The organism is Bradyrhizobium sp. A5 (genome assembly GCF_042076515.1).
In the GTDB taxonomy this organism is placed as follows: domain Bacteria; phylum Pseudomonadota; class Alphaproteobacteria; order Rhizobiales; family Xanthobacteraceae; genus Bradyrhizobium; species Bradyrhizobium cosmicum.
Map to the genome: position 1 here is coordinate 3,945,869 of NZ_CP148990.1, position 24,843 is coordinate 3,970,711.

The following is a 24,843-nucleotide window of genomic DNA, read 5'->3' on the forward strand; positions in this document are numbered from 1 at the left end:
GATCGCCCCCTGTAATAGAACTCAAGGACGCCTATCAAGCGCGTCCGGTGGAAACATAGCCCAAGCTGAACCCATGTCAGACTCCCCTGCCCGCCATCTCAGCCTGCAAGGCGCCAGCAATTTTCGCGACCTCGGCGGCTATCCGACCGCCGACGGCCGCACCACACGCTGGCGGCACATCTTCCGCTCCAACCATCTCGGCCAGCTCACCGCCGAAGACATCGAGGTCGTCCGTGCACTGGGCGTGCGCAGCGCATTCGACTTTCGCGGCGTCGAGGAGCGCGCGGCCGGGGTCTGCGTCGTGAACGAGATCGCCGTGCATTCGCTGCCGATCGAGCCCACGGTCGTGGCCGCGTTGCGCGCCGAGCTCGTCGCAGGCAGGCTGACGGCGCCGGTCGCGCTCGATATCATGCGCGAATCCTATCGCAACTACGTCCGGCACAACACGCATAGCTTCCGCGCGCTGTTCAGTCATCTGCTGGAAGATCGTGCCCCGCTCGTGATCCACTGTACCGCCGGCAAGGACCGCACCGGCTTTGCCAGCGCGCTGATCCTGCATGCGCTGGGCGTGCCCGACGAGATCATTGCTGAGGACTATCTCCTCACCAACCAGTTTTACCGGCGCGATGCGACGGCTGCCACCGATCTGCCGGACGATGTGCGCAGTGCCATCGGCAGCGTCGAGACCTCCTACCTTGAGGCGGCCTTCGCAGCCGTCGACGGCGAGTATGGCGATCTCGACACCTACTTGCGCGACGGGCTCAAGATTGGTCCGCAAGAGCGAGAGGCGCTGCAGGCGCGTTATCTGCAGTCGTAATCCAGCACCCGCATTTTTGCGTGGCTCCAGTTGCCTTGAGGATCGCCGAACGAAGGGCACGGGCGACGTGCACTGTGCTCCAGTCACTCTGGTGCAGCAGCAGCCCATCGTCCGGGGCAACGAGCTGCTCGAACGACGCCTGGTTGTAGACGTGCCAGTGCCGCATCAGCGCCCAGCGCTGGAACAGGTTGACCTCGGCGTCTTGCGCGGCGGCTCGGATCGCAGAAACCATCTTTTCGGCCAGCTCGGCGTTGTCGCCGAACAGCATGGCCGTCGTGTATTGCGGATCGATCAGCACGACATCGATGGTCGGATGAGCGTGAAGGAGGTTCAATCCCTCCGCGATTTTGCGGACCACCTCGTCGAAGTCGAACTCCTTCTGGCGGAAAACGGCGTTGGTCCCAACTTGCCAAAGCACCAGCGATGGATTGTCAGCAAAGATGTCGTCGTTGAACCGAGGCACTTCCAGGTTCGCCTCTTCGCCGCCCTTGCCCCGGTTGAGTACGTCGATCCGGATGTTCGGGCGCTGATCGTGTTCCTTGAAGTGTTTTCTCAAATACAGTTCGAGCCGCGCGGGATAGGCAACGACATTGTCGAGTCCGGCCGTCGAAGACGATCCCATCGCCATGATGCGTACGGGCCCCGTTCCGGCCAGCGCGGTTCGGAAATTGTCCAGCGGATGTTTGAGATCAACGATTGACGCGGGAAATTCGAGGGTTGGAAAATTGTCAGGCATGAAACAACCTCCTCCGCGATCTAAAGTTGTATTCATAGCCCATTCCAGGGGGTGCCGCCATTGCAAGTCCAATTCACGGAGAGCAATAGTCCGACGTGGACTGAACCGACGGAGAGGCTCGTGCAGGGAAAAATCATCGTCATCACCGGCGCGCTCGGCGCGCTTGGCAAGGTCGTTGCCGAAACCGCGCAGTCACGCGGCGCGCGTATCGCCGGCATCGATCACGCCCCCTCGCAACTTTCGACGACGCCGGAGCGGATCGAGATCGGCGGCGTCGATCTGTCCGACGCGGCACAAGCGAAGACAGCGATCGAGGCGGCCGCAAACCATTTCGGCCGGCTCGACGCGCTGATCAACATCGCCGGCGGCTTCGCCTTCGAGACCGTCGGCGACGGCGACATCAAGACGTGGCAACGCATGCATGCGCTCAACGTGCTGACCGCCCTCAACACCTCGCACGCCGCGCTGCCGCATCTGGCCGCATCCAAGTCCGGCCGCATCGTCAATATCGGCGCGATGGGCGCGCTTCAGGCCGGCTCCGGGATGGGCCCGTATGCGGCGTCCAAAGCCGGCGTGCATCGCCTCACCGAGGCTCTGGCGAGCGAGTGGAAAGGCAAAGTCACGGTGAATGCGGTACTGCCGTCGATCATCGACACCAAAGCCAACCGCACGGATATGCCGAAGGCGGATTTTTCCAAATGGGTCACGCCGGTGGAACTCGCCGAGGTGATCCTGTTTCTCGCCAGCGACGCTGCGAGCGGCATCACCGGCGCGCTGATCCCGGTGAGCGGGCGGGTGTAGCCGCATTCAGATCGGATCGTCCGGTTTATCGGCTCTGATTCAATCGAAGCCGGGAACGCTCTAGACTGTCCGCAACTGATTCTCCGATCGGACACGCCGTGGAAACCACGCTCTATCTGCCCGTCAAACGCTTCCTCGAAGAGCTCGGCTTCACGGTCAAGGGCGAGATCGGCGGCTGCGATCTCGTGGGCCTCAGCGCAGGCGATCCACCGGTCGTGGTGATCGGCGAGCTCAAGCTTGCCTTCAATCTCGAGCTCATTCTGCAAGCGGTCGATCGCGCGCCAGCCGGCGACGAGGTCTGGATCGCCGCGAGGATGTCGATCCGCGGCAAGGGACGCGAGAGCGATGCGCGCTATCGCAATCTCTGCCGCCGGCTCGGCTTCGGTATGCTCGGGGTGACCGACCGCGGCCAGGTCGAGGTGCTGGTGAAGCCGCCGACAGCGGCACCGCGCCGCGAGCCGAAGGTTCGCTCGCGCCTCGTGTCCGAGCATCAGCGCCGCCAGGGCGATCCCGTGCTCGGCGGCAGCACGCGCGCGCCGATCATGACCGCCTATCGGCAGCAGGCATTGGCCTGCGCCTCGGAGCTTGCGGGAGGCCCGCGGCGCGTGCGCGAATTGCGCGAGCGCTGCCCTGACGCCGGCAAGATCTTGCTTAACAATGTGTATGGCTGGTTCGAACGCGCCGACCGGGGAATCTACGGGCTTACGGAGGCCGGACACGCCGCACTGAAGCGCTGGCCGCAACAACGGATCGAACGCGATGGCGATGTCGTGTCAGCGCCCTGACACCCGACCGGTGCATAGCTGAGATGCCACACCGATTTCATATTGCAATGCAACATTGGCGGCACTAGGCATCCCGGCATCGAAACGAGGCCGTTATGAGCGCAGACTGGAATACCAAATATGGCACGCGGCGCGTGCGCCACGATCCGCCGACCTTGGACGAGGCGATCTTCGCCGCCGTCGGCATCACCGACGATCAGGAGCAGCAGGCCGAGATCGCCGCAGCGCTGATGGGCATGCCGCTCGACATCGTCCAGGCCGAAGTCAAGAAGCAGGCCCGCACCAACAGCCGCATCACCGCGACCCGCGTGATCGCCGGCGAACAGGGCGCGCAGCGCTCGGTGGTGGTCGAACGCCGCGTCGTGCGCCGCTTCGGCAACGACAAGCGCACCGGCACCTGAGCGCTTAACTTCTTAATCCCAATACGAAAGCGGACCGGTTTTGCCGGTCCGCTTTTTTGATTCCTGCCGGCTCTATGCGTCAGGCAGCGCGGCTACCGTACATGCTGGAAATGATCTTCCAGCATGTCGAGTTGAAGCTGAGCAAGGCGCGGCCGGCCGCGAATGGCGAGGCCGCGAGTTCAGCGAGCTCTGCCTCCGGCGTCTTGGCAAGATCGATCGTGCCGGTCGATTCGCCATGACGGAAAGCAAGATGCGCCCCGAACTTCCTGGCGAGCGCCCGCATCGCGTGATTCTCTGCGCCCGTGGTGATGCGCAGGCGCTTGTAGCCCTTCCAGCGCGCTTCCGCGATCAGTCGGCTGAACAAGATGGTCCCGACGTTCTGGCGGCGCGCCGAGGCTTCTACGCTGAAGGCAACCTCGGGCAGCGAATCGCCCTCCGGCGGATGCAGCTCGGCCGCTCCGCGGACCATGCCGTCGACGATGTAGGCGACAATCACGGTGCCGTCCTCGGCGCAGCGGGCGGCGTAACGCTCGATGAAACTGTCGTCGAGAAAGCCGTTGAAACGGTCATGCCGGCTTCCGGCATCGAGCCTCAGCAGGTGATCGCGCAGGAGCGGCAATTCTTCCTGCTGACTCAGGGTCCGTACATAGCCCGGAACGGGCGTCGTGCGGACGATCTCTTCTAATATCACGTCAAAACTCCTCTTGGTGTCCCTCGAGGAGGCGTTCGAATCCCTAGACCTCCAATATTGTGCATCGCAACAAATTTTTCAAGACGGGAACCTGCCCAAGTTTCGAGCACCGCAAGCGACTAATTCGTTAACAAAATCAAAGTCCCGTAGTCATACGAGGACGAGCTGCGTCTGGGTGACCACTGCGACGAGCTTGCCGTCCTCGGTTTCCAGCCGAGTGGTCCAGACTTGGGTCCGCCGGCCCCGGTGGACCGGGGTCGCTGTGGCGATAACCGTAGTTCCCTCCTTGGCCCCGCCGATAAAGTTGGTCTTGCTTTCCAGGGTGGTCGTGCCCTTGGCGCCCTCCGGCAGGTTGATCACGGTCGCCGCCGCGCCGACGGAATCGGCGAGCGCCATCACCGCGCCGCCGTGAATGGTGTGGTGGAGCGTGCAGAGGTCGGGGCGGACCGTCATTCGCGCCACCACGCGATCCCTCCCGGCCTCGATGAACTCGACGCCCTTGAGCTCGGCGAATGGCATCTTCATCGCTTGAAGTTTCTCGAGCGGTGTCATCGGATCTCCTCCCAATTCATTGTTGTCTCAGCGTGAATTGCCTGGCGCGGCAAAGCAATGACGTCAGAGGTAACGGCCATACTGACTTTGGCGCCTTCATTTGCGCATATGCTCCTGCCATGCGCCACTTCCCGCCCCGCCGCATCGTCTGCCTGACCGAAGAGACGGTCGAAACGCTCTACCTGCTCGGCGAGCAGGACCGCATCGTCGGCGTCTCCGGCTACGCCGTCCGTCCACCGCAGGTGCGGCGCGAGAAGCCGCGGGTGTCGGCCTTCGTCTCGGCGGACATGCCGAAAACCCTGGCGCTGGAACCGGACCTGGTGCTCGCCTTCTCGGATCTCCAGGCCGGTATCGTCGCTGATCTCGTTCGCGCCGGCGTCGATGTCCACGTCTTCAATCAGCGCGACATCGCCGGGATTTTGGCGATGATCCGAACGCTCGGCGCGCTGGTCGGTGCGGTCGAGCCCGCCGAGGAACTCGCGCACGGCCTCGAGCGGCGCCTTGCCGCGATTGCGGCAACATCCCGCCCCTCACCGCGGCCAAGAGTCTACTTCGAAGAATGGGACGGCCCGCTGATCTCCGGCATCGGCTGGGTCTCCGAACTGATCGAGATCGCCGGCGGCGCGGATGTGTTTCCGGAGCTGCGCCATTGCCAGGCCGCAAAGGATCGCATCGTTTCGGCGGACGCGGTGCGTGAAGCGTCGCCCGACGTGATCCTGGCGTCATGGTGCGGCAAGAAGGTCGTGCCTGCCCGCATCCGCGCGCGCGACGGCTGGAGTGAAATTCCGGCCGTGCGTAATGATCGCATCGTCGAGATCAAATCGCCGATCATCCTGCAACCGGGGCCAGCGGCGCTGACGGATGGGCTGGACGCGATCGTGACGGCGCTGTGGGGCGAACGCCCCTGAACTTTCAGCATCGACCTCCTTGATCCCGTCATCCTGAGGTGCGAACTGCGCGGTGCAAAGCACCGTGCAGGGAGCCTCGAAGGATGAACGGCCCCGATGCAGCCGGGCCGTCGCCCTTCGAGGGCCGCTGAAGAAGAGGCCACCTCAGGGTGACGGTGATAGCTTCTCACGTCACCGCGTTGACGACCTGATATTCCGGCCGGCGCCGCACCTCGTCTCCGATCACTTCTTCTATGATCTCGGCTGCCCGCATGATCTCGCTCTCGCCGATGTAAAGCGGCGTAATTCCGAACCGCATGATGTCGGGCGCGCGGAAGTCGCCGATGACGCCGCGGGCGATCAGGGCCTGCATGGCGGCGTAGCCGCCCTCGAAGGCGAAGGAGACTTGCGAGCCGCGGTGCTCATGCGAGCGCGGGGTCACAAGCTTCAGGGACGGGCAACGGCGCTCGACCTCCGCAATCAGGAGATCGCCGAGCGCCAGCGAGCGGGCACGCACCTCCGCGATGTCGACGCGATCCCAGATGTCGAGCGAGGCTTCCAGCGCCGCCATCGCGAGCACCGGCGGCGTGCCCACCCGCATGCGCTCGACGCCGCCCGCGGCCGCATAGCCAAGCTCGAAGGCAAACGGCTTTTCGTGCCCCATCCAGCCGGACAGAGCTGCGCGCGCAGTGTCGGCGTGACGCGGCGCGACATAGAGGAAGGCCGGGGCGCCGGGACCGGCATTGATGTATTTGTAGGTGCAGCCCGCGGCGAAATCGGCGCCGCAGCTGGCGAGATCGACCGGCAACGCACCGGCGGAATGGGCGAGATCCCAGACAGTGACGATGCCGAGCGCACGTGCATTGGCCGTCAGCTTCGCCATGTCGTGGCGCCGGCCGGTGCGGTAGTCGACCTCGGTGATGTAGAGGACGGCGACCTCCTCCGACAATGCGGCCTCGATCTCCTCCGGCGTCACCAGGCGCAATTGATGGGCGCGGCCGAGCGTCGCGATCAGGCCCTCGGCCATGTAGAGATCCGTCGGGAAATTGCCGATGTCCGACAGCACGACCTTGCGCGATGCGTTCATGTCCAGCGCGGCCGCAAGCGCCTGATAGACTTTGAGAGACAGCGTGTCGCCGACCATCACGGAGCCGGCTTCCGCGCCGATCAATCGCGCGATGCGATCGCCGACATGGCGCGGCTGGGCATACCAGCCTGCACTGTTCCAGGCGCGGATCAGTTCGTTGCCCCACTCCATGGTGATGACGCGGTTGACGCGCTCGGCAACGCCCAGCGGCAGCGCGCCGAGCGAATTGCCGTCGAGATAGATCACGCCTTCAGGCAGATGGAACAAGGCTCTGGTGTCGTCATAGACGCGAAGCTTGGTCTTGCGAGTGGGCATCTTTGGACATCTCTACAGAATTGTACGCACACGCCAGAGCTCGGGGAACAGCTCGACCTCCAGCATGCGCTTGAGATAGCTGACGCCGCCGGTGCCCCCGGTGCCACGCTTGAAACCGATGACACGCTCGACCGTCGTCACATGGTTGAAACGCCAGCGGCGAAAATAGTCCTCGAAGTCGACCAGCTTTTCGGCGACCTCGTAGAGCATCCAGTGCGTTTCCGGCGCCTCGTAAACCTGACGCCAGGCCTGCAGCACGCCTTCGTTGAAGCTGTGGGTCTCGCGGACGTCGCGTGCCAGCACCGCCGCCGGCATCTTCAGCCCGTTGCGGTCGGCGAGCCGCAGCACTTCATCGTAAAGGCTCGGCGTCGCGAGTTCGGTTTCGAGCAGATTCGTGGTTTCCACATCATGCGCGTGCGGCTTGAGCATGGCGTGGTTGCGGTTGCCGAGCAGGAATTCGATCAGCCGGTATTGCCGTGACTGGAAGCCAGAGGACTGGCCGAGCTGGGAGCGAAAGCGCGTGTATTCGCTCGGCGTCATGGTGCGCAGCACGTCCCAGGCGCCGTTGAGCTGCTCGAAGATACGCGACATCCGCGCCAGCATCTTCATGGCCGGCGCGACCTCGTCCTTTGCGATCGCGCGGCGCGCGGCGGTCAGCTCATGGAGGGCGAGCCGCATCCACAGCTCTGTCGTCTGATGCTGGATGATGAACAGCATCTCGTCATGGGCTTCCGACAGCGGATGCTGCGCGCCGAGGATCGCATCCAGCGCCAGATAATCGCCATAGGACATCCGCCGGGCGAAATCGGTCTCGGCGCCTTCGCTCGTGGGATCGTAATCGCTGGACGTCATGACAGGCCCTTTCGATCGATCATCCCTCGCCTCGTCAGTCGAGGCCGATCAGGCGCGCGGTGATCGGCGATGATGGATCCTTCAGGGCGTCGATCACGGTAAAATGGTTCAGCCCGGGATCGATGACGAGGCGCGTCGGCACGTCGAAACCGGTCCAGATATTGGCCATCAGATCGGACTGGCGGATGAATTCCGGCCGCTCGCTGCCGCCGACCCAGGCGGTCACGGGCGAATGTCCGCGCGGCAGGTGCAGCGCCGCGCTTTCGAGCGTCGCCTCCTCCATGGTCATGCGCAGCGTCTCGTTCATCTTCGTCTTCAGCAGCGGACGCAGATCATGCAGGCCACTGATCGAAAGCGTGCCGGCGATGCGGTTGTAGACGGCGGGCTCCAGCCGGCTGTCGTCGCACAGCATGCGCGTGACGAGGTGGCCGCCGGCTGAATGGCCGGCTAGACGGATCGGACCGGAAGCAAGCGAAGCGGCCTTGGCGATTGCGGCGGCGATTTCCGCGGTGATGTCGCAGATGCGTGCGGCCGGCGCCAGGGTGTAGCTCGGCAGCGCCACCGTCCAACCGTGGTGCCGCGCGCCTTCGGCCAGATCGGTCCAGGTCGACTTGTCGAAGCGCATCCAGTAACCGCCGTGCACGAAGACGACGAGACCCTTGCTGTCGCCGTCAGGCAGGATGAGGTCGAGGCGCTGGCGCTCGCCGTCGCCATAGGCGATATCGGTGCGAAAACCTTTCAGTCCGGCGCGGTAGGCCGCCGCCCGCTCCGTCCATTGCGCCGGCATCTCGTCCGAGCCCGGGATATGGGCCGAATTGGCGTAAGCATCATCCCAATCGCGCATCGTGACTCCAAGGGACTCGTCCCGCGACGCCAGTCTGCCACCGGAGCGGCCTGCATCCTAGTCTTTATTTTAAGCTTAAAGTATTTGGGAACGATGGTGAATTGGGCAGATGCGCGATCTGCGTCCGGTGTTCCCCGGGCGCACCGCAACGTGCAACGATGCGCTGCTGAACCCGGGTCCAGCGAATGTGGCGACATGGGTCCCGGCTCTGCGGTGCCACGCTGCGCCGCGTCCGGGACACAAGCAGCCTACGCCTTCTCCACCCCGCACCATTCCGCGATGAACAGCGCCGTTGCCTTGGTCGACTTCTTCAGCGAGTCCAGGTCGACGAATTCGTTGAAGCCGTGCATCTCGCCGCCGCTCGCGCCGAAGCACAGGCTCGGGATGCCATAATTGAGGCCGTAGAAGCGGGTGTCGGTGAGCGCCGTGAAGACGAGGTCTTCGACTGCGCCGCCATAGACCTTGTCGAAGGCCTTGGCGAAGGCGGCCTCGGGCGCTGCGGCGTCGGTCAGCTCATAGCCGTCCGACAGGAAGCCCGACCATTCGATCTCCGGCGGGTTGTTGGCGAGGAAGCGGTGGTTGCGCGCGGCCGCGGCAACGCAGGCCGCGATCTCCTTCTGGTGGTCGGCGACCGACCAGCCCGGCAGAATCGCGATACGGCAATCGACGTCGCACCAGGCCGGCACGCTGGAAGCCCAGTCGCCGCCCTTGATGATGCCGGGATTGAAGTTGATGGGATGGTTGAGGGTCTTGAAGTGACGATCGGCCTTGGCCCGCTCGTTCCATTCGATCTCGAGCTTCTGGACCGCCTGGATCAGATGATATGCCGCCATGATGGCATTGGCGCCGGAACCGGCGAAAGCGACATGGGTCGGATGGCCCTTCACGCGCAGGCGAAACCAGATCACGCCGACCTGCGAGCGCACCATCTTGCCGCTGGTCGGCTCTGGGATGAAGCAGGCGTCCGCACGGTAGCCACGCTGCAGCGTCGAGAGCGCGCCGACGCCGGTGCTCTCCTCCTCGATCACCGACTGGAAGTGAATGCGCGCGGTCGGCTTGAAACCAGCGGCCTTGATCGCGTCGAGCGCATGAAGCGCGCCGATCGTGCCAGATTTCATGTCGCAGGCGCCGCGGCCGAACATCTTGCCGTCCTTGATGACCGGCGAGAACGGCGGTGTGTCCCACAACTCCAGCGGGCCCGCGGGCACCACGTCGCAGTGTCCCTGAAGGATCAGCGATTTACCGGCGCTGGTCTGCGGGCGGTAGGTGCCCACCACCGAGCGCGCCTTCGAAAAATCGTGCTCGATCGGGCCGAAGCCGCGGAGGTCCTTGAGATCGTCGACATTGATGTGCCAGTCGTCGACCTCATAGCCGCGCTCGCGCAGGAGGTCGCCGATCATGTCCTGGCACGGCCCCTCCGCCCCGCGGGTCGAAGGGATCGCAACGAAATCGCGGGTGGTCGCAAGCTGGGCTTCGAAGCCGGCATCGACGGCGTCAAGAATCCTCTGTTGCGTTTCGGCATTCATCAGGCTGCTCCAGGCGTTCAAACAAATCGAAGAGCCCGCAAGCTAGCCCATTTCAGCCGTTCGGGTACTCCACAAAATATGCATCCCGCAATGCATCTTCGAGCAGTCGGCCTTCCGAATAGCCATTCAACGTCCCAGGACGCGTCACGCCGTCGAGCAGCCGCGGACACGGCTCTGGCGCGCCGAGCACGGTGCGCACGGGAATACGCTCGGCATAGATCGGCAGCGCGTAGTCCTCGTCATCGTCGGCGACACCCTTGGCGCGAACTTTTGCCGAGGCCTCCTCGATCTCCATCGCGATGAACGAGGTCGCCTTGATCTCCTGCGTGTTGCTGGCTCGCAGGCTCGCGGTGCGATCGGGGAAGAAACGATCGACCATCGCGATCACTGCGCGCTCTTTCTCCTCGGGATCGGTAACGAGATAGGCGGTGCCGAATGCCATCACGGCGCGGTAATCGGCGGAGTGGTTGAAGCCGCAGCGCGCCAGCACCAGGCGGTCGAGATGGGCGACCGTCAGGCAGACGCGCTCGCCCCTGGTCTGGTTGCGCAGCATGCGGCTCGCGCTCGAACCGTGCCAGTACAGCTTGGTGCCCTCGCGCCAGAAGAAGGTCGGCGTGCAATAAGGCTGGCCGTCGATGACATACGACACGTGGCACATCATCGAGGAGTCCAGGATGCGATGAACGGTGTCGTGATCGTAAAAGCCGCGATCGTGACGGCGCTTCACCTGATTCCGCGCTGAAGTCGGGTAGGAATTTTGGGTCTCAGTTTGGCTCACGGCGGCTCCTGTCGGGATTGGAACAATTCCAGCGCAGTTGTAGCGGCCCATTTGGTCTGCGATAGTGCCAATTCCATGCAAAATATTCCGACCAATTCCTCTGCACCCGCCAAGGCCGAATTGCCGCTCGACCTCACCGGTCCGCACATCACGGCCGGCGCCTCCGCAGCGCACCGGCTGTATCAGGCGCTGTGCGAGATGATCGTCGCCGGCCTTGTGAAGCCCGGCGAGCCGCTGCCACCGTCACGGACACTGGCGAAGCAGACGGGCTTTCGCCGTAACGCCATCGTCACCGCCTATGAGCGGCTGATCGCCGACGGCTTTGCCGTCGCCACCGTCGGCTCCGGCACGTTCGTCGCCGCGCGCATTCCGGCTCGCGCAGTCGAGCCGAAGAAACCAAAGGTCGTGATCGAGGCGCCACGACAAGGCGCGTTCTCGCTCGGCTGCACCCATATCGACGAGCGCGCCGTGCAGCGTTTTCGCGCCTTCGTCGGCAGGCGCATGCGCGCGTTCGGGTCCGAGCATCTGCACTATGGCGATCCCCGCGGCAGCCGCGAGCTGCGCGCGGCGATCGCCGATCATCTGTTGTCGGCACGCGGCCTGCGCTGCGATCCCGATCAGATCATGCTGACGTCAGGTACGCTGCACGCGCTGCGCATCGTGCTGAGTGCGATCCTGAAGGCTGGCGATCAGGTCTGGTGCGAGGACCCCGGCTACCCTGCCGCGCGAAATACCATCGCACATTGCGGCTATCGCGCCGTGCCCGTTCCCTTGGACGAGCACGGCATACGCGTTGCCAAGGGCCGCAGTGCGGCGCCGGCGGCGCGCGCGGCCTATGTGACACCGTCGCACCAGTTTCCACTCGGCGTACAGATGTCGATGCCGCGGCGGCTCGAGCTGCTCGACTGGGCAAGGCAGGCTGGCGCCTTCGTGCTGGAGGACGATTACGACAGCGAGTTCCGATATGACGGCGCGCCGCTGATGTCGCTGGCCGGCATCGACCACCTCCAGCGCGTGATCTACATGGGCACATTCGCCAAGACGCTGTTTCCGGGCCTGCGCATCGGCTATTGCGCCCTGCCTGAGCGCCTGATCGCCGACGTGACGGCCACGCGCGCCGCGCTCGACCGCTTTCCCGGCACGCTGATGGAGGGCGCAGTCGCCGACATGCTCAATTCCGGCGCGTTCGCCGCGAACCTCAAACGCGTGCGAAAACTCTATCGCGAGGCGCGCGATGCGCTGGCAGAGACGCTGGAAGCAGCGTCCGATGGCGCATTGTCGGTGCCGGTGCCGTCGCAAGGGTTGCACCTGGTCGCCCGGTTCGATCCCTCGGTCGATCTGGCGGTGGCAGCAGAGGCGAAGCAGGCGGCCGGCGCGGAAGGCTGGCTATTGGCCGACACCTATTCGCGGGCGCGTCCCCTGCCCGGATTCGTGCTGGGGTTTTCGGGGCACGCGGTTCCAAAGCTGGTGGCGTCAGCGAAGCGGCTTGCGCAGGAATCGCGCCTCGCCTTTGGCGCTAAGAACAAATCGGCCCGGCGGGCGTGACGAAGCTTCGCTGTCAGAATCGCCGGCCGCTACCTACATTGAAGCATCGATTCCGGGAGCTTTCGTCATGTCACTCCGCCGTACAGCCTTCCTTTCGCTCCTGATCTCCAGCGTGCTGGCCTCGACGGCGCATGCAGCCACGGTCGGGCGCGTGGAGGACATCGCCGATCTCAAGCTTGGTCAGCGTGTGCTCGTGGATGACGGAACCTGTCCGGCCGGACAGGTCAAGGAAGTGCGCGGCGCCAAGATGACCGAGAAGGGCGTGGCGCGAACCAGCGCCTGCGTGCCGCGATACGGTCCGAAGTCGAGGTGACGCCTACGACTTCGCCGGATCGAACATGCATTGGAGGGTCGGCTTGGCGATCTTGGTGAAGGTGGGGCCGATCTCGCTTTGCTTGGACGCCGGCACCCAATCGGTCTCGATCGTCGGCACACCGGTCTCGCTGATGCCGCGCAGCAGCGCCTCGCGCAGATCGCGGTCCTCGACGGCCGCGGCGGCGTGATCATGCAGGCAGCCACAGACCTCCTCCGGATGCTCCCAGCGCCCAATCATGCGCGGCGCACACTGACGCACGAATTCGATGCGCGGATCTGGTAGCCGTGAGGGCGTGCGCACCTGCGCCTGCGCGACACTGATCGTCAGAACGGATACGAAGGCTGCGGCACAAAAACGAACAATCATGATGGCCTTTATCGGCTGCTTTTTCTTGGCGGCGATCAGAGGCGCGCGGCGACCACGATCGGTTGCGACGATGCGGTCGTGACCGGCGAGCCGCTGTATTGGAAGGTGCCGACACCGGGCAGACCGCCGTCCGGCGCGCCCGCAAACGAGGAACCGGCGAGCACGAAACCAAAGGCGAGGATGAAGCTGAGCGCGCGCATGGTCTTGTCTCTCAATTTCTTGGCCGGCAGTGCGCCGTCGTCGTTACGAAGCTGATAACCATGGGCGGTTTCGCCCGTGATGCGCCAAAAGCGGAAAATGGTTTCATCTTCGCGAGAATTGTTTCGCCGCCTCCGGAGCGACGAAACATTCGGCGGAAAATCCCAATGTTTTCAGATGGGCCGCCCCGCGGCCTAAATTTCCCTGGCAGGCTCCGGTCGAGCCCGGAACCTGCCGCGCACGGTGCGCCGTCATGTGCGCGCCTTCCACGCTTCACATGCATTTTACGTTTTTCTGCTGAAGAGGAATCCAAACGAAGGCTGGATCCTTTCGAACCGGCAGCGCTTCGGCTGCGACCCAAGCCATCGAAACCAGAAGCCCGGATCACCGGGCACGTTCACGTGAGGAATGGCCATCATGATGGCGCAAGATCGCGCAGCGGCGCGCGACGCGGACCAATGGACGGACCGCACCGTTCAAGGCGCCACATCGCCCGGCGCGATGGCGTTGCAATCAAGCCGCGGCTTTGAGGCCGCGCCGCAGGCCTTCGTGCGGCTGACCGGCTCGCATCTCGCGAGACCGCGGGCCAGCCGCATCGTGGCTACTGAGTAAAGAACTCGGCGCACTTCTGGACGTTGGCGTCAGCCGGTCCCCACGGCATGATCGGCACGGTCGAGGTCGAGTTCTTCGGCGAACCCTCGATCAGCCTGTCCGAATAGACCATGTAGACCAGCACGTTGCGCTTGGCGTCACAGCCGCGCACGATCTGCATCTTCTTGAAGAACAGCGAACGGCGCTGGCGGAACATGTCGTCGCCCTGCTCCATCTTGTTCTTGAACTTGATCGGGCCGGTCTGACGGCAGGCGAGCGAGATGTCCGAGACCTCCTCGGCAAGGCCAAGCCAGCCCTTGAAGCCGCCCTTCTCCGGTACCGTGAAATGGCAGGCAACGCCTTCGACCTCGGGGTCGTCGAGGCCATAGGTCGCAAGCTTGTCGTTCGGGCTCATCCATTTGAACACGGTCGAGCGGCGGAAGATCAGATCCGGCTCGTCGGCGGCGGATGCGGAAGCCACCGGCGCGGCCAGGGCCAGGAGGAATAAAGCGAGGCCTTTCAGGCGGATGCCGGAAAGATCGGGGAAACGAAATGACATGAAGTTCTCCGGTAACGAGTTCCCGCAATGTAGGGATGCGACAGCCGGACAGGAAGACGACGGGTCGCCGGGCGCGGCCACCGTTTACCGCTCCGTGAGGCTTTTTTGCTACGGCTAGGACAAAAGTCGCTGATGGCAGAACCGCTCTGCTGGTGAACGCGTATCCCCTCTGCGAGACTAATCACTGATTTGGATTGTGGATTCGAGGAATGAATAGCGTGAACGGGTCCCGTTTTGCTGCTGCCATGCCAGCGCGGCTGTGGCAGGTCGCCATTCTGACGGCGGCGGGTGCGATCGGTATGGCGAGCCAGGCAGACGCTGCATTTTATTACTGGACGGATTATTCCGACGGGTCCTACGTCTCCCGGCAGGATCGGCATCCCGACATCCCGCGCCAGAAGCCGCAGAAGCGCGGCGCGGCGGGGAAGAAGGACGTCGTCGCCGAGAAGGAAGTCGGCACCAAGCCGCAGGGCCCGCTCGTCATCGTCGTCTCGATCGAGCGGCAGAAAGTGACCGTCTACGATACCAACGGCGTGTTCGCGGAATCCCCAGTGTCGACAGGCATGAAGGGCCATTCGACGCCGATGGGTGTGTTCAGCGTCATCCAGAAGCACAAATTCCACCATTCCAACATCTATAGCGGCGCGCCGATGCCGTACATGCAGCGGATCACCTGGTCCGGTGTCGCGATGCATGCAGGCGTGCTGCCGGGCTATCCGGCCTCGCATGGCTGCATCCGCATGCCGATGGCGTTCGCCGTGAAGATGTGGAACTGGACCAGGATGGGCGCGCGCGTGATCGTGACGCCCGGCCAGATGTCGCCGCAGAACTTCTCGCATCCCCTGCTCGCCTCGGTGCGCGTGGCGCCGCAACCCGCAGCCAGCCTCGAGCCGCAGACCAACGTCGGCGACAAGGCCGACAAGGGCGCGGCACAAACCAGGACCGCTGAAGGCAAACCGGTCGAGACGAAGACCGCAAGCGCGGACAGCGTGCTCGAACTGCGCTCGTCGGTCGGCCACACCGTGATGTCGGATGCGACCACCGGCAACGCGGCGGCGCGCGAGCAAGCTGCCGCACCGGCCGACAAGGTCGAAGAGCCGGCGGTGTCCGAGACCAAGAGCGCGGAGGCACCCAAACCGTCCGAAGACGCAAAGCCCACCGAGGCCGCGGAAGCGCTCAAGGCTTCGACGCCCCCCGGTGACAAGCCTGCCGACAAGGTCGAGGCATCCAAGACCGAACCGGCCGACACCGCGAAGAAGCCCGACCCAGCCGTAACGGCTACGGCGCCTTCGTCCGATGTGAAGAAGGACGAGACGCGCGTCGCCGATCCAGCGCCTGCCGCAAAGCCGGAAGCGCCCAAGCGTGCCGGCCAGATCGCCGTCTTCATCAGCCGCAAGGATTCCAAGCTCTACGTGCGGCAGAATTTCGCGCCGCTGTTCGAGGTGCCCGTCACGATTGCCGCGAGCGACCGGCCGCTCGGCACGCATGTCTTCACCGCCGAAGTGGAGAAGACCGACGCCAATGCGCTGCATTGGTCGGTGGTGTCGCTGCCCGTCTCCGTACGCTCCGCCGCGCGCGAAGACGGCGGCCGCATCACACGCCGCAAGGGTGGCGCCGCCGTGATCCCCGTCGCCGCCAAGCCCGTGGTGATGCCGGACAGCCCGGCCGAGGCACTCGATCGAGTCTCGATCCCCGCCGACGCCATGGCGAAGGTCAACGAGATGCTGACCACCGGCGGCTCGATCATCATCTCCGACCAGGGCATCAACCAGGGCGAGACCGGCGAAGGCACCGACTTCATCGTCCGCCTGTACTAATGTCGCCGCACCGGCAGCCGATAACGCGGTGTTGAGCAGGCGGGCCGCGGCGGCGGAGTAAGGTGCATCCTGGATCATTTCGGGGGACGCCGTCATGATGAACCGCAGGACGATGCTCGCCGCGCTTCTGGCGACGACCGCATCTGCGACACCTGCGCGGGCCGACGGCGGCATGAGCCGGATTCCGGCCTACGCCTTCTCCTTCCCGGCTTTGTCGGGCGACGACATCCGCCTTGCCGCTTTCACCGGCAAACCACTGCTCGTGGTCAACACCGCATCGCTCTGCGGCTACACCCCGCAATATGCCGGCCTGCAGGAAATCTGGAGCCAGTTTCGCGATCGCGGGCTGACCGTCATCGGCGTGCCGTCCAACGATTTCGGCGGACAGGAGCCCGGTGGCACCAGCGAGATCACGGAGACCGCGCACCACCAATACGGCGTTACCTTCCCGATTGCGGCCAAGGCCGTGGTGGTCGGTGCGAAGGCGCATCCGTTCTATAAGTGGGCCGCCGAGGCACGGCCCCGAGACGTTCCGCGCTGGAACTTCCACAAATACCTGATCGGCCGGGACGGCTATATCGCCGAGGTGTTTCCGTCCGCGGTCGAACCGGCGGACACGCGGGTCAAGACCGCGATCGCCAGGGCGTTGGCCGACAGTTGACGCGCTCCGTCCAACCCGGTTGGGCACAATTGTGGCGAAGCGCTAAACAGCCGTTGCAATGGCGAGGGCCCACCATCTAGGCTAGGATCACATAAGGGGCAGGATGGTTTTGCCGCAGGCGAAAAGCCGCGGCAGAACAACGGGATCAATCTCGAGGACAACACCATGCGTGTGGCGGCAGGACTGATTTTGGCGAGTGCGATCTCCGTGGCGCTGACGGGCGCGGCGTGGTCGCAGACCCCGGCCGCAAAACCTGCCGCCGCGACACAGGCGGCACCTGCCCCGACAGCTGCGGCTGCAGCACCGGCGGCCGCCCCCGCAGCAGCCGCCGCGCAGTCCGGCTTCGTCAACCCGCCGCCGCCGAAGCAGGCGCCACAGCCCGCCCGCGCCGCCTGCAACACGCAGGGCGCGCTCGGTGTCGCCCGCACCGTCGAGATCGACACCACCGGCGGTCCGGGCTTCGGCTTCGAGCATTTCAAGGAGCTCGACTTCCTGCGCGACAAGGAGGTGGTGCTGACCTTCGACGACGGCCCCTGGCCGCGTAACACGCCGGCCGTGCTGAAGGCGCTCGCCGACGAATGCACCACCGGCATCTTCTTCTCGATCGGCAAGCATGCCACCTACGAGCCGGAGATCCTGAAGCAGGTCTACGCGGCCGGCCATACCGTGGGCACCCACACCTGGTCGCACGCCAACCTCAACAACAAGAAGCTCACGGAAGCCCAGCGCAAGGACGAGATCGAGAAGGGCCTGTCCGCGGTGAAATGGGCGCTCGGCGGCATTTCGCCCTCGCCGTTCTTCCGCTTCCCGGCACTCCAGCATCCGCCGGAGATGGTCACCTATCTCGGCAACCGCAACACGGCGATCTTCTCCTGCGACATCGACTCCTTCGACTTCAAGGCGTCCAAGCCCGAGAAGGTGGTCGAGACCGTGATGAAGAAGCTCGACACCAAGGGCAAGGGCATCATCCTGATGCACGACTTCCAGAAGCACACCGCCGAAGCGCTGCCCGAGCTGCTCAGGCGCCTGAAGGCCGGCGGCTACAAGGTGGTGGCGATGCGCGCCAAATTCCCGGCGTCGTCGCTGCCGGAGTACGACCAGGAGCTGCTCAAGGACATCAAGCTGCCGACGGTCAGCAGCCGGCCGGTCAACAGCGTCGTGACGACCGTCTCCGAATAGCCGCGCCATTGCCCTTCCGCATCGAAGGCTACGTCATCGTCTCCGCGGACGGCATGCTCGCCGACGCGGAACACGTCATGCCCGACAGTCTGAGGTTCGAAGGCGACAAGCGCTTCTTCGAGCAGGCGCTCGATCGCGCCGCGCTGATCGTGCACGGCCGGCACTCGCACGAGCAGCAGCCGAACTCGCCGAAGCGCAAGCGACTGATCCTGACCCGCAAGATCAAGGCGCTCACCGTCGATCCCGAAATGCCGAACGCGACGCTTTGGAATCCGGATCACGCCAGCTTCGAGCAGGCCTGCGCCTTCGCCGACGTCACGTCCGGAACGGTCGCGATCATCGGCGGCCCCGTCGTGTTCGACATGTTCATGGACCGCTACGATACGTTCTGGCTTTCGGAAGCCCCGCGCGTGCGCCTGCCCCGCGGCGAAGGCTGCTTCGTCGGCGTGCCGGAACGGACCTCGCACGAGGTGCTGGCCTCGCATGGGATGAAGCCGGGCGCGCCCTACGTGCTCGACGCGGACCATGAGGTCACCGTCACCCCGTGGCGGTCGGCAAGAAGCTCCAGCTAGAACTCGAAAACAACCCCATGCACAGTACCGGTGTTTTGTTACCAGCCGCTATCTCGTGCAACCACTACGGATAGCGAACGACTCCGTCGCCCGCACAGGACCCCGCCGTTGCACGCCGGGCCACCTTGCTCGGCATGCAGCCGCATCACGGGTGGAGCGAACGACGCAACGATTTCCCGGTGGATGCGCGAGATCGCGCCCCCGCGCGCTCCACGTCGTCGTGTCGGACGGCCGTGATTGAGCCGCATCAATGCGTGCCGTGCGGATTCGCCTAGAATTGGGATTGCCGGGACTTCAGTTGCGAAAGGCTGGCCAAATGTCCCACATCCTCGTGCCCGACCATCCCCGCGAAGAAACCGCGCGCTTGCTTGATCAGGCCAGGCATTGCCGCAAGCTCGCGACCTCCGTCGCCGAAGGCGAGCTGGTCGCTCAGCTCGTGACGCTGGCGAAGTCCTACGAGGCCAAGGCCGCCCTGCTTCGCGCGAGCTGCGGCGTCAGCAGCTAGCCGATCGGCTACACGTCGCCGTAGGCCGTCTCGGCCGAGCGCGTGGCGCGGCCGAACCCCATGATCATGAACAGCGCACCGATGATCGAGAGGTTCTTGAGCGCGTCGACCAGCACCTTGGCATTGTCGGGAGGCGTCTGGTTCCAGAAATCGGAGAACAGCACGGTTGCGACCGCGACGTAAACGATCATCAGCAACGCGAAGAATCGCGCGCCGAAGTTCAGCGCGATCATCAGCCCCGCGATGATCTCGAGCCCGCCGACCGCGATCGCCAGCAGTTGCGGCGTTGTCATGGCGGTCGCCGTCTCGATCTGCTGGGCATAGGGCGCAATGATTTCAGGCACCACGACCTTGGTGGCGATGAAATCGGCGGTCGCCTGGATGGCAAAGAGCTTGGTCGCGCCCGTGTAGATGAACAGCACCGCGAACAGGATTCGCCCGAAAGTCACGAACGCTGGCATGATCGGCCTCTTGGCTCAGGCTTTTTGAAATCGAAGTTCCGGCGAGAGTACCGCGCGATTATGATGAGTCGTGCGCCAGTTTACAAACGGGGAAATGGTGAAAGCTGTTTGAAGAGGTCGAAGTGCTGACGCACCGAGGGTGCGCTCCCTCGCCCCGCTTGCGGGGAGAGGGTTGGGGTGAGGGGGAGCCCCCGCGGGGACGGTGAGAGTTGGACTCGCGGAGGCTCCCCCTCACCCGAATTCGAGCTACGCTCGAATTCGACCTCTCCCCGCAAGCGGGGCGAGGTGAAGAAACAGCCCGCCTTACGTAAACAACGTCGGCTGCTGGCGCGCCGCGCGCTCCTGCGCTTCGACGACCGCAACTGCCGTCATGTTGAGGATGCCACGCGCGGTCACCGAGGGTGTCAGGATGTGCGCCGGACGCGCCGGGCCGATCAGGATCGGGCCGACCGGCAGCGCGTCCGCCAGCGACTTGATCATCTGGTAGGCGACGTTGGCGGTGTCCAGCGTCGGCATGATCATGATGTTGGCCTCACCCTCGAGCTTGGAGTGCGGCAAGACCATCTTGCGTGCTGCGGCCGAGAGCGCGGTGTCGCCCTGCATCTCGCCGTCTGCCTCGATCTCCGGATGCTTCTCCTTCAACAGCTGAGTCGCGCGGCGCATCTTGCGCGAGGAATCGGTGTCGTAGCTGCCGAAATCCGAATGCGAGACGAACGCGATCCTGGGCTTGAGCGCGAAACGCTGGACGTGGACCGCCGCAAGCGAGGCGATCTCGGCGAGCTCTTCCGCGGTCGGATTGGGGCGTACCTGGGTGTCGGCGATGAAGAAGGCGCCCTTGCTGGTGATCAGCAGCGCCAGCGCGGCATAATCGCTGACGCCAGCCTGGAAGCCGACGATTTCGCGGACATGACGCAGATGATGCATGTAGCGGCCCTCGACGCCGCAGAGCATGGCATCCGCCTCCCCGCGCATCACCGCGAGCGCCGCGATCACCGTGTTGTTGGTGCGCACCACCGTGCGTGCCGCGTCCGGTGTTACGCCGCGGCGGCCGGCGACTTCGACGTAAGACTGGACGTAGGAGCGATAGCGCGGATCGTCCTCGGGATTGACGAGGTCGAAATCCTTGCCCGCCTTGATCAACAAGCCGAAGCGCTTGATGCGCGCCTCCACCACGGACGGACGGCCGACCAGGATCGGCCGCGCCAGATTCTCCTCCAGCACCACCTGGGTGGCGCGCAGCACGCGCTCGTCCTCGCCTTCGGCGTAGATGACACGCACCGGCTGGGTCTTGGCCTTCGCGAACATCGGCTTCATGACGAGGCCGGAGCGGAAAGCGAAGCGCTCGAGCAGCGCGGTATATTCGTCGAAATTGGTGATCTGCCGCGTCGCGACGCCGGACTCCATCGCGGCCTTCGCCACAGCCGGCGAGATGCGCAGGATCAGCCGCGGGTCGAACGGGCTCGGAATCAATGAGCCGGGGCCGAAGCCCTGGGTCTCGCCGCTGTCAAAGCCCTGCGCCACCGCGTCGGACGGCGCCTCGCGCGCGAGCTGCGCGATGGCCTCGACGGCCGCGTGCTTCATCTCCTCGTTGATCGCGGTGGCGCCGACATCGAGCGCGCCGCGGAAGATGAAGGGGAAGCAGAGAACGTTGTTGACCTGGTTCGGATAATCGGAGCGGCCGGTGCAGATCATGGCGTCGGGGCGCGCTTTCCGCGCCTCCTCCGGCATGATCTCCGGGGTCGGGTTGGCGAGCGCCATGATCAAGGGCTTGTCGCCCATCGCCTTGGCCATCTCCGGCTTGAGCACGCCGGGTGCCGAGAGCCCGATGAAGATGTCGGCGCCGCCGATGACGTCGCCGAGCGTGCGCTTGTCGGTCTTCTGCGCATAGACCGCCTTCCAGCGGTCCATCGTGGTGTTGCGGCCCTCATGCACGAGGCCGTCGATGTCGCAGACCCAGATATTCTTGCGCTGCGCGCCCATCGAGACCAGCAAGTTCAGCGTCGCGATTGCGGCGGCCCCTGCCCCCGACGCCACGATCTTGACGTCGGACAGCTTCTTGCCGTTCAGCCGCAGGGCGTTGGTGACGGCAGCAGCGACGATGATCGCGGTGCCGTGCTGGTCGTCATGGAAGACGGGGATCTTCATGCGCGCCTTCAGCTGCGCCTCGATCTCGAAGCACTCCGGTCCGCGGATGTCTTCCAGATTGATGCCGCCGAAGGTCGGCTCCAGCGCGGCCACGGTCTCGACCACGCGCTCGATGGTTTCGGCGGCGATCTCGATGTCGAACACGTCGATGCCGGCGAACTTCTTGAACAGGACGGCCTTGCCCTCCATCACCGGCTTGGACGCCAGCGGGCCGATATTGCCGAGGCCGAGCACCGCGGTACCGTTCGATACAACAGCGACCAGGTTGGAACGGGCCGTCAGCGAGGCGGCCTCCGCGGGGTTCTTGGCGATCTCGGTGCAGGCCGCGGCGACGCCCGGAGAATAGGCAAGCGCGAGGTCGCGCTGGTTGGCGAGCGGCTTGGTCGCCTGGATCTCGAGCTTTCCGGGGCGCGGCAGACGGTGATAGGCCAGCGCTGCCTGGTGGAGATCATCGGAATAAGACGACATGCGGTGTCTCGCCTCGCGTTACCGGCCTCAAACTAGGTTGTCATGACCGCTCCGCCGTGAGGCGGTATTTCCGGGTCATGGAAACGGGATGAAGCACGCCGGGCGCCCCGGTGGCAACATCCGATTGCGCTCCCGTCAACAAGGCACATAGTCAAATATTTGATAGCTATGGCTTTACCTGAACCGCACGGCGTTTCGCGAATATGGCAGATTGCGCAGTGCAAAACAGCAACTGGAGCTGGGAATGAAGCGAATCCTGATTGGCCTGATCGTGGCGGCCGTGCTTGCCGCGGGCGGATGGTTCGGCTTCAACCTCTATGCGAATCATCGCGCCGTCGCCGAGGTCGAGGTGGCGTTCGAGCAGATGCGCGCCAGTGGCGGCAAGGCCAGCCACGGCAAGGTCGCGTTCGACGCGATGAGCCGGACGCTGACGATCGAGAACATCAATGTCGAGACCACCCGGCCGGAGCTCGCCAACGTCAAGATCGCAAAGATCACGGCCGTCGGGGTACGCCAGCCAGACGAGGCCCATTTCTCAGCCGACGGCATTGACGTGTCAGGGGTCGAGGTCGCCTTCACGTACACCGAGGGGGCGAAGCTGAAAGCGAACTACAAGATCCCCGAGATCACCGCTCGCGACGTTTCCGGTCCGATCCGCGCAGCCAACGTTCCGCTGTCCGGTTCGATGATCGACATGTACCACTTCATGCTCGCGCAATACGCGGCTGTCTCGGCGTCCTCGATCATGGCGCCAACCATCACGGTCAGCATCGATGCGGGCACGGGCAACGCCGGCAGCGGAGACTTCGTCTATTCGGGTCTGGCGATCCAGAACGCCAATCGAGGCAAGATCGAAACGGCGAAGACCGACCGCGTCACCTATTCGCTCGACGTGAGCCAGCCGGGCAAGCCTGCAAAAATGACCGGCGATCTGTCCGGTTTGGCTGTCCATGATTTCGACGCAAGCGCAGTGACGGCCGCGCTCGATCCGCAAGGCTCGAGCGACGACCGTTTCCACAGGGTCTACCGACGTATCTCAGCCAATTCATACGTGGTGACGATGGCACCGGGCGTGCGTGTGCTGATGGACAACATCGCCATCGACGACGTTGCGATCCGGCCCTCGAAATTCCGCCCGGCCGAGATCATGGCGATGATGCCGGCTGATGGTTCAACTCCGACGCCGGCGCAGTCCCGCGACATGATCGGGAAGGTGGCCGACTTCTTCGAGGGCTTTCAGATCGGCAAGGCTGAAATCGGCAGACAAACCGTCGAGACGCCGCAAGGAACGGGGAAGCTCGACGCCGTCAAATACGATCAGGACAAGATTGCGATCGAAGGGCTCGATATGCCGATGCCGCAGGGGCAGCTCAAGATGGAGCGCTTTGCGCTGAAGTCCTTCAGCGCGGCGAATCTGATGCGCTGGGCGGCAAGCCTCGGAGCCCCAGGACAAACACCCTCGCCGGATCAGATGCTGGGCCTGTTCCGCGTGCTCGAAGGCGCCGAGATCAAGGGCGTGGTCTCTCCTTTCAAGAACACGCGGCAGCTCGTCACCATCGACACGATCAGCCTGAACTGGGGCGAACTGGTCGGGTCGATCCCGAGCAAGGCCAGTCTGGTCGTGAAGATGGTGACGCCGACCGATCCGGCCAATCCGGCACAGCGGCCGCTGATCATGGCGGGCGTGGACAAGCTCGCGATCGACCTCGATCTCGGCGCCGCCTGGACGGAATCGTCGGGCGCATTCGCGCTCGCGCCGGCAACCATCGATCTCGGCAATCTCGCCAGAGCGCAAGCCCGCCTTGCGCTCGCCAACGTGCCGCGCGGCGTGTTCACGGCCGATCCGGCGCAGGCGATGGGTCAGGCGGCGCAGATCGAGACCGGCGCGATCGAGCTCTCGCTGCGCGACAGCGGCGTCGTCGATCTCGTCGTGGCGCAGTTCTCGCGCATGCAGAACGTCAGCCGCGACGCCGCCCGCAGCGCCATCGCCGAGATGATCCGGGCGCAGGGCGAGAGGCTCACGGCTGCCAATCTCGATGCCAAGGCGGCGGTCGATGCGCTCGCCGGCTTCGTCGAGACATCAGGGCAGACACTCACGATCAAGCTGACGCCCCGCGCCAAGGTGCCGCTGATGCAATTGTTGCAGCTCACCCAGACCGCTCCGGAGAACGCGCTGGCACAGTTCAGGATCGAGGCATCGACGGGGCTGTAGGAGAGACGGTCTCGTGTCCCGGACGCGCTGCAGCGTGTAACGCTGCTGCGCAGAGCCGGGACCTAGCAAGGCCGCGGTTCGCGGAGAGCGGTTCGCGGAGAGCGGTTCGCGGAGACATGGGCCCCGGCTCTGCAGCGCACCGCTGAAGAAGCGCTGCGCTGCGTCCGGGGCACGAG

Annotated in this window: 27 protein-coding genes; 14 read left to right on the forward strand and 13 right to left on the reverse strand. The window is 64.6% G+C overall.

The features are described 5' to 3' along the window. The first annotated feature begins 73 nt into the window (after positions 1 to 73). Positions 74 to 817 carry a tyrosine-protein phosphatase gene (locus WHZ77_RS18985; RefSeq protein ID WP_375309325.1) on the forward strand — a complete coding sequence of 248 codons (744 nt, stop codon included), beginning with the start codon at positions 74 to 76 and terminating at the stop codon, positions 815 to 817. On the opposite strand, the gene WHZ77_RS18990 is transcribed toward WHZ77_RS18985, so the two are convergent. Then, entirely contained in the window at positions 762 to 1,553 is a 792-nt protein-coding gene (locus tag WHZ77_RS18990) for an SGNH/GDSL hydrolase family protein (protein WP_375309326.1), read from the reverse strand. The genes WHZ77_RS18985 and WHZ77_RS18990 overlap by 56 nt on opposite strands. A gap of 120 nt (positions 1,554 to 1,673) precedes the next feature. On the opposite strand from WHZ77_RS18990, the gene WHZ77_RS18995 reads away from it, so the two are divergent. The 3 genes from WHZ77_RS18995 (at position 1,674) to WHZ77_RS19005 (ending at position 3,540) form a co-directional block, all read left to right on the forward strand. Continuing rightward, a complete protein-coding gene (locus WHZ77_RS18995) occupies positions 1,674 to 2,354 on the forward strand; it encodes an SDR family oxidoreductase (protein WP_375309327.1) in 681 nt (226 codons plus the stop codon). 98 nt (positions 2,355 to 2,452) lie between these two features. Continuing rightward, entirely contained in the window at positions 2,453 to 3,139 is a 687-nt protein-coding gene (locus WHZ77_RS19000) for a DUF2161 domain-containing phosphodiesterase (RefSeq protein ID WP_375309328.1), read from the forward strand. Between the two features lie 95 nt (positions 3,140 to 3,234). Continuing rightward, positions 3,235 to 3,540: a hypothetical protein gene (locus WHZ77_RS19005; RefSeq protein ID WP_298880448.1), complete on the forward strand. Its 306-nt coding sequence runs from the start codon at positions 3,235 to 3,237 to the stop codon at positions 3,538 to 3,540. A 79-nt stretch (positions 3,541 to 3,619) separates the two neighbouring features. On the opposite strand, the gene WHZ77_RS19010 is transcribed toward WHZ77_RS19005, so the two are convergent. Both WHZ77_RS19010 and WHZ77_RS19015 read right to left on the reverse strand, forming a co-directional pair. After that, entirely contained in the window at positions 3,620 to 4,231 is a 612-nt protein-coding gene (locus WHZ77_RS19010; RefSeq protein ID WP_375309329.1) for a GNAT family N-acetyltransferase, read from the reverse strand. Positions 4,232 to 4,381: 150 nt separating this feature from the next. After that, positions 4,382 to 4,783, reverse strand: coding sequence for a PaaI family thioesterase (locus tag WHZ77_RS19015; protein WP_375309330.1), 402 nt, complete (start codon positions 4,781 to 4,783; stop codon positions 4,382 to 4,384). 119 nt (positions 4,784 to 4,902) lie between these two features. Here WHZ77_RS19015 and WHZ77_RS19020 point away from each other — a divergent pair, with 119 nt between their 5' ends. Continuing rightward, the gene (locus tag WHZ77_RS19020; protein WP_375309331.1) at positions 4,903 to 5,691 is read left to right on the forward strand and encodes a cobalamin-binding protein; all 789 of its coding nucleotides are present in this window, start codon (positions 4,903 to 4,905) and stop codon (positions 5,689 to 5,691) included. 166 nt (positions 5,692 to 5,857) lie between these two features. On the opposite strand, the gene kynU is transcribed toward WHZ77_RS19020, so the two are convergent. The 5 genes from kynU to WHZ77_RS19045 form a co-directional block, all read right to left on the reverse strand. Next, a complete protein-coding gene (gene kynU, locus WHZ77_RS19025) occupies positions 5,858 to 7,072 on the reverse strand; it encodes a kynureninase (RefSeq protein WP_375309332.1) in 1,215 nt (404 codons plus the stop codon). Positions 7,073 to 7,084: 12 nt separating this feature from the next. Then, the gene (kynA, locus tag WHZ77_RS19030) at positions 7,085 to 7,924 is read right to left on the reverse strand and encodes a tryptophan 2,3-dioxygenase (protein ID WP_375309333.1); all 840 of its coding nucleotides are present in this window, start codon (positions 7,922 to 7,924) and stop codon (positions 7,085 to 7,087) included. Positions 7,925 to 7,958: 34 nt separating this feature from the next. Beyond that, complete coding sequence (locus tag WHZ77_RS19035; protein ID WP_375309334.1) at positions 7,959 to 8,768, reverse strand: alpha/beta hydrolase; 810 nt, start codon at positions 8,766 to 8,768, stop codon at positions 7,959 to 7,961. Between the two features lie 248 nt (positions 8,769 to 9,016). Next, the gene (locus tag WHZ77_RS19040; protein WP_375309335.1) at positions 9,017 to 10,294 is read right to left on the reverse strand and encodes an ArgE/DapE family deacylase; all 1,278 of its coding nucleotides are present in this window, start codon (positions 10,292 to 10,294) and stop codon (positions 9,017 to 9,019) included. Between the two features lie 52 nt (positions 10,295 to 10,346). After that, the gene (locus tag WHZ77_RS19045) at positions 10,347 to 11,072 is read right to left on the reverse strand and encodes a pyridoxamine 5'-phosphate oxidase family protein (protein ID WP_375309336.1); all 726 of its coding nucleotides are present in this window, start codon (positions 11,070 to 11,072) and stop codon (positions 10,347 to 10,349) included. Between the two features lie 75 nt (positions 11,073 to 11,147). Here WHZ77_RS19045 and WHZ77_RS19050 point away from each other — a divergent pair, with 75 nt between their 5' ends. Together WHZ77_RS19050 and WHZ77_RS19055 are read left to right on the forward strand one after the other, a co-directional pair. Continuing rightward, a complete protein-coding gene (locus WHZ77_RS19050) occupies positions 11,148 to 12,617 on the forward strand; it encodes a PLP-dependent aminotransferase family protein (RefSeq protein WP_375309337.1) in 1,470 nt (489 codons plus the stop codon). A gap of 67 nt (positions 12,618 to 12,684) precedes the next feature. Further along, on the forward strand, positions 12,685 to 12,930 hold the full coding sequence (locus tag WHZ77_RS19055) for a DUF6719 family protein (RefSeq protein WP_375309338.1): 246 nt from the start codon (positions 12,685 to 12,687) through the stop codon (positions 12,928 to 12,930). Positions 12,931 to 12,933: 3 nt separating this feature from the next. Here WHZ77_RS19055 and WHZ77_RS19060 read toward each other — a convergent pair whose 3' ends face one another. Next, entirely contained in the window at positions 12,934 to 13,299 is a 366-nt protein-coding gene (locus WHZ77_RS19060) for a hypothetical protein (RefSeq protein ID WP_375309339.1), read from the reverse strand. Between the two features lie 35 nt (positions 13,300 to 13,334). Then, positions 13,335 to 13,499: a hypothetical protein gene (locus WHZ77_RS19065; RefSeq protein ID WP_375309340.1), complete on the reverse strand. Its 165-nt coding sequence runs from the start codon at positions 13,497 to 13,499 to the stop codon at positions 13,335 to 13,337. Between the two features lie 415 nt (positions 13,500 to 13,914). On the opposite strand from WHZ77_RS19065, the gene WHZ77_RS19070 reads away from it, so the two are divergent. Next, positions 13,915 to 14,109 (forward strand): hypothetical protein, encoded by a 195-nt coding sequence (locus WHZ77_RS19070; protein ID WP_375309341.1) that lies wholly within the window; start codon positions 13,915 to 13,917, stop codon positions 14,107 to 14,109. Here WHZ77_RS19070 and WHZ77_RS19075 read toward each other — a convergent pair. Next, a complete protein-coding gene (locus WHZ77_RS19075; protein ID WP_375309342.1) occupies positions 14,099 to 14,647 on the reverse strand; it encodes a CreA family protein in 549 nt (182 codons plus the stop codon). The two genes, WHZ77_RS19070 and WHZ77_RS19075, sit on opposite strands and share 11 nt — an antisense overlap. A gap of 209 nt (positions 14,648 to 14,856) precedes the next feature. Here WHZ77_RS19075 and WHZ77_RS19080 point away from each other — a divergent pair, with 209 nt between their 5' ends. The 5 genes from WHZ77_RS19080 (at position 14,857) to WHZ77_RS19100 (ending at position 19,381) form a co-directional block, all read left to right on the forward strand. After that, positions 14,857 to 16,464 (forward strand): L,D-transpeptidase, encoded by a 1,608-nt coding sequence (locus tag WHZ77_RS19080; RefSeq protein WP_375309343.1) that lies wholly within the window; start codon positions 14,857 to 14,859, stop codon positions 16,462 to 16,464. A gap of 94 nt (positions 16,465 to 16,558) precedes the next feature. Continuing rightward, entirely contained in the window at positions 16,559 to 17,125 is a 567-nt protein-coding gene (locus tag WHZ77_RS19085; RefSeq protein WP_375309344.1) for a glutathione peroxidase, read from the forward strand. A gap of 165 nt (positions 17,126 to 17,290) precedes the next feature. Beyond that, positions 17,291 to 18,304: a polysaccharide deacetylase family protein gene (locus WHZ77_RS19090; RefSeq protein WP_375309345.1), complete on the forward strand. Its 1,014-nt coding sequence runs from the start codon at positions 17,291 to 17,293 to the stop codon at positions 18,302 to 18,304. An 8-nt stretch (positions 18,305 to 18,312) separates the two neighbouring features. Beyond that, positions 18,313 to 18,876: a dihydrofolate reductase gene (locus WHZ77_RS19095; protein ID WP_375309346.1), complete on the forward strand. Its 564-nt coding sequence runs from the start codon at positions 18,313 to 18,315 to the stop codon at positions 18,874 to 18,876. 316 nt (positions 18,877 to 19,192) lie between these two features. After that, positions 19,193 to 19,381, forward strand: coding sequence for a hypothetical protein (locus tag WHZ77_RS19100; protein ID WP_375309347.1), 189 nt, complete (start codon positions 19,193 to 19,195; stop codon positions 19,379 to 19,381). An 8-nt stretch (positions 19,382 to 19,389) separates the two neighbouring features. Here the strand turns inward: WHZ77_RS19100 and WHZ77_RS19105 are convergent, their stop codons facing one another. Together WHZ77_RS19105 and WHZ77_RS19110 are read right to left on the reverse strand one after the other, a co-directional pair. Continuing rightward, positions 19,390 to 19,842, reverse strand: a complete 453-nt coding sequence (locus WHZ77_RS19105) for a DoxX family protein (RefSeq protein ID WP_151641976.1) — start codon at positions 19,840 to 19,842, stop codon at positions 19,390 to 19,392. A gap of 303 nt (positions 19,843 to 20,145) precedes the next feature. Next, positions 20,146 to 22,455 (reverse strand): NADP-dependent malic enzyme, encoded by a 2,310-nt coding sequence (locus WHZ77_RS19110; protein ID WP_375309348.1) that lies wholly within the window; start codon positions 22,453 to 22,455, stop codon positions 20,146 to 20,148. A gap of 244 nt (positions 22,456 to 22,699) precedes the next feature. Between WHZ77_RS19110 and WHZ77_RS19115 the strand changes: the two genes are divergently transcribed. Then, positions 22,700 to 24,667, forward strand: a complete 1,968-nt coding sequence (locus WHZ77_RS19115) for a hypothetical protein (protein ID WP_375309349.1) — start codon at positions 22,700 to 22,702, stop codon at positions 24,665 to 24,667. Positions 24,668 to 24,843: the final 176 nt, after the last annotated feature.

Bases quoted from the DNA above. Each gene is read 5' to 3' on its own strand.
- WHZ77_RS18985 (WP_375309325.1), top strand. From the start codon at position 74: ATGTCAGACTCCCCTGCCCGCCATCTCAGCCTGCAAGGCGCCAGCAAT.
- WHZ77_RS18990 (WP_375309326.1), bottom strand. From the start codon at position 1,553: ATGCCTGACAATTTTCCAACCCTCGAATTTCCCGCGTCAATCGTTGAT.
- WHZ77_RS19005 (WP_298880448.1), top strand. From the start codon at position 3,235: ATGAGCGCAGACTGGAATACCAAATATGGCACGCGGCGCGTGCGCCAC.
- WHZ77_RS19015 (WP_375309330.1), bottom strand. From the start codon at position 4,783: ATGACACCGCTCGAGAAACTTCAAGCGATGAAGATGCCATTCGCCGAG.
- WHZ77_RS19020 (WP_375309331.1), top strand. From the start codon at position 4,903: ATGCGCCACTTCCCGCCCCGCCGCATCGTCTGCCTGACCGAAGAGACG.
- kynU (WP_375309332.1), bottom strand. From the start codon at position 7,072: ATGCCCACTCGCAAGACCAAGCTTCGCGTCTATGACGACACCAGAGCC.
- kynA (WP_375309333.1), bottom strand. From the start codon at position 7,924: ATGACGTCCAGCGATTACGATCCCACGAGCGAAGGCGCCGAGACCGAT.
- WHZ77_RS19035 (WP_375309334.1), bottom strand. From the start codon at position 8,768: ATGCGCGATTGGGATGATGCTTACGCCAATTCGGCCCATATCCCGGGC.
- WHZ77_RS19040 (WP_375309335.1), bottom strand. From the start codon at position 10,294: ATGAATGCCGAAACGCAACAGAGGATTCTTGACGCCGTCGATGCCGGC.
- WHZ77_RS19050 (WP_375309337.1), top strand. From the start codon at position 11,148: ATGCAAAATATTCCGACCAATTCCTCTGCACCCGCCAAGGCCGAATTG.
- WHZ77_RS19055 (WP_375309338.1), top strand. From the start codon at position 12,685: ATGTCACTCCGCCGTACAGCCTTCCTTTCGCTCCTGATCTCCAGCGTG.
- WHZ77_RS19060 (WP_375309339.1), bottom strand. From the start codon at position 13,299: ATGATTGTTCGTTTTTGTGCCGCAGCCTTCGTATCCGTTCTGACGATC.
- WHZ77_RS19065 (WP_375309340.1), bottom strand. From the start codon at position 13,499: ATGCGCGCGCTCAGCTTCATCCTCGCCTTTGGTTTCGTGCTCGCCGGT.
- WHZ77_RS19070 (WP_375309341.1), top strand. From the start codon at position 13,915: ATGATGGCGCAAGATCGCGCAGCGGCGCGCGACGCGGACCAATGGACG.
- WHZ77_RS19075 (WP_375309342.1), bottom strand. From the start codon at position 14,647: ATGTCATTTCGTTTCCCCGATCTTTCCGGCATCCGCCTGAAAGGCCTC.
- WHZ77_RS19080 (WP_375309343.1), top strand. From the start codon at position 14,857: ATGAATAGCGTGAACGGGTCCCGTTTTGCTGCTGCCATGCCAGCGCGG.
- WHZ77_RS19085 (WP_375309344.1), top strand. From the start codon at position 16,559: ATGATGAACCGCAGGACGATGCTCGCCGCGCTTCTGGCGACGACCGCA.
- WHZ77_RS19090 (WP_375309345.1), top strand. From the start codon at position 17,291: ATGCGTGTGGCGGCAGGACTGATTTTGGCGAGTGCGATCTCCGTGGCG.
- WHZ77_RS19100 (WP_375309347.1), top strand. From the start codon at position 19,193: ATGTCCCACATCCTCGTGCCCGACCATCCCCGCGAAGAAACCGCGCGC.
- WHZ77_RS19105 (WP_151641976.1), bottom strand. From the start codon at position 19,842: ATGCCAGCGTTCGTGACTTTCGGGCGAATCCTGTTCGCGGTGCTGTTC.
- WHZ77_RS19110 (WP_375309348.1), bottom strand. From the start codon at position 22,455: ATGTCGTCTTATTCCGATGATCTCCACCAGGCAGCGCTGGCCTATCAC.
- WHZ77_RS19115 (WP_375309349.1), top strand. From the start codon at position 22,700: ATGAAGCGAATCCTGATTGGCCTGATCGTGGCGGCCGTGCTTGCCGCG.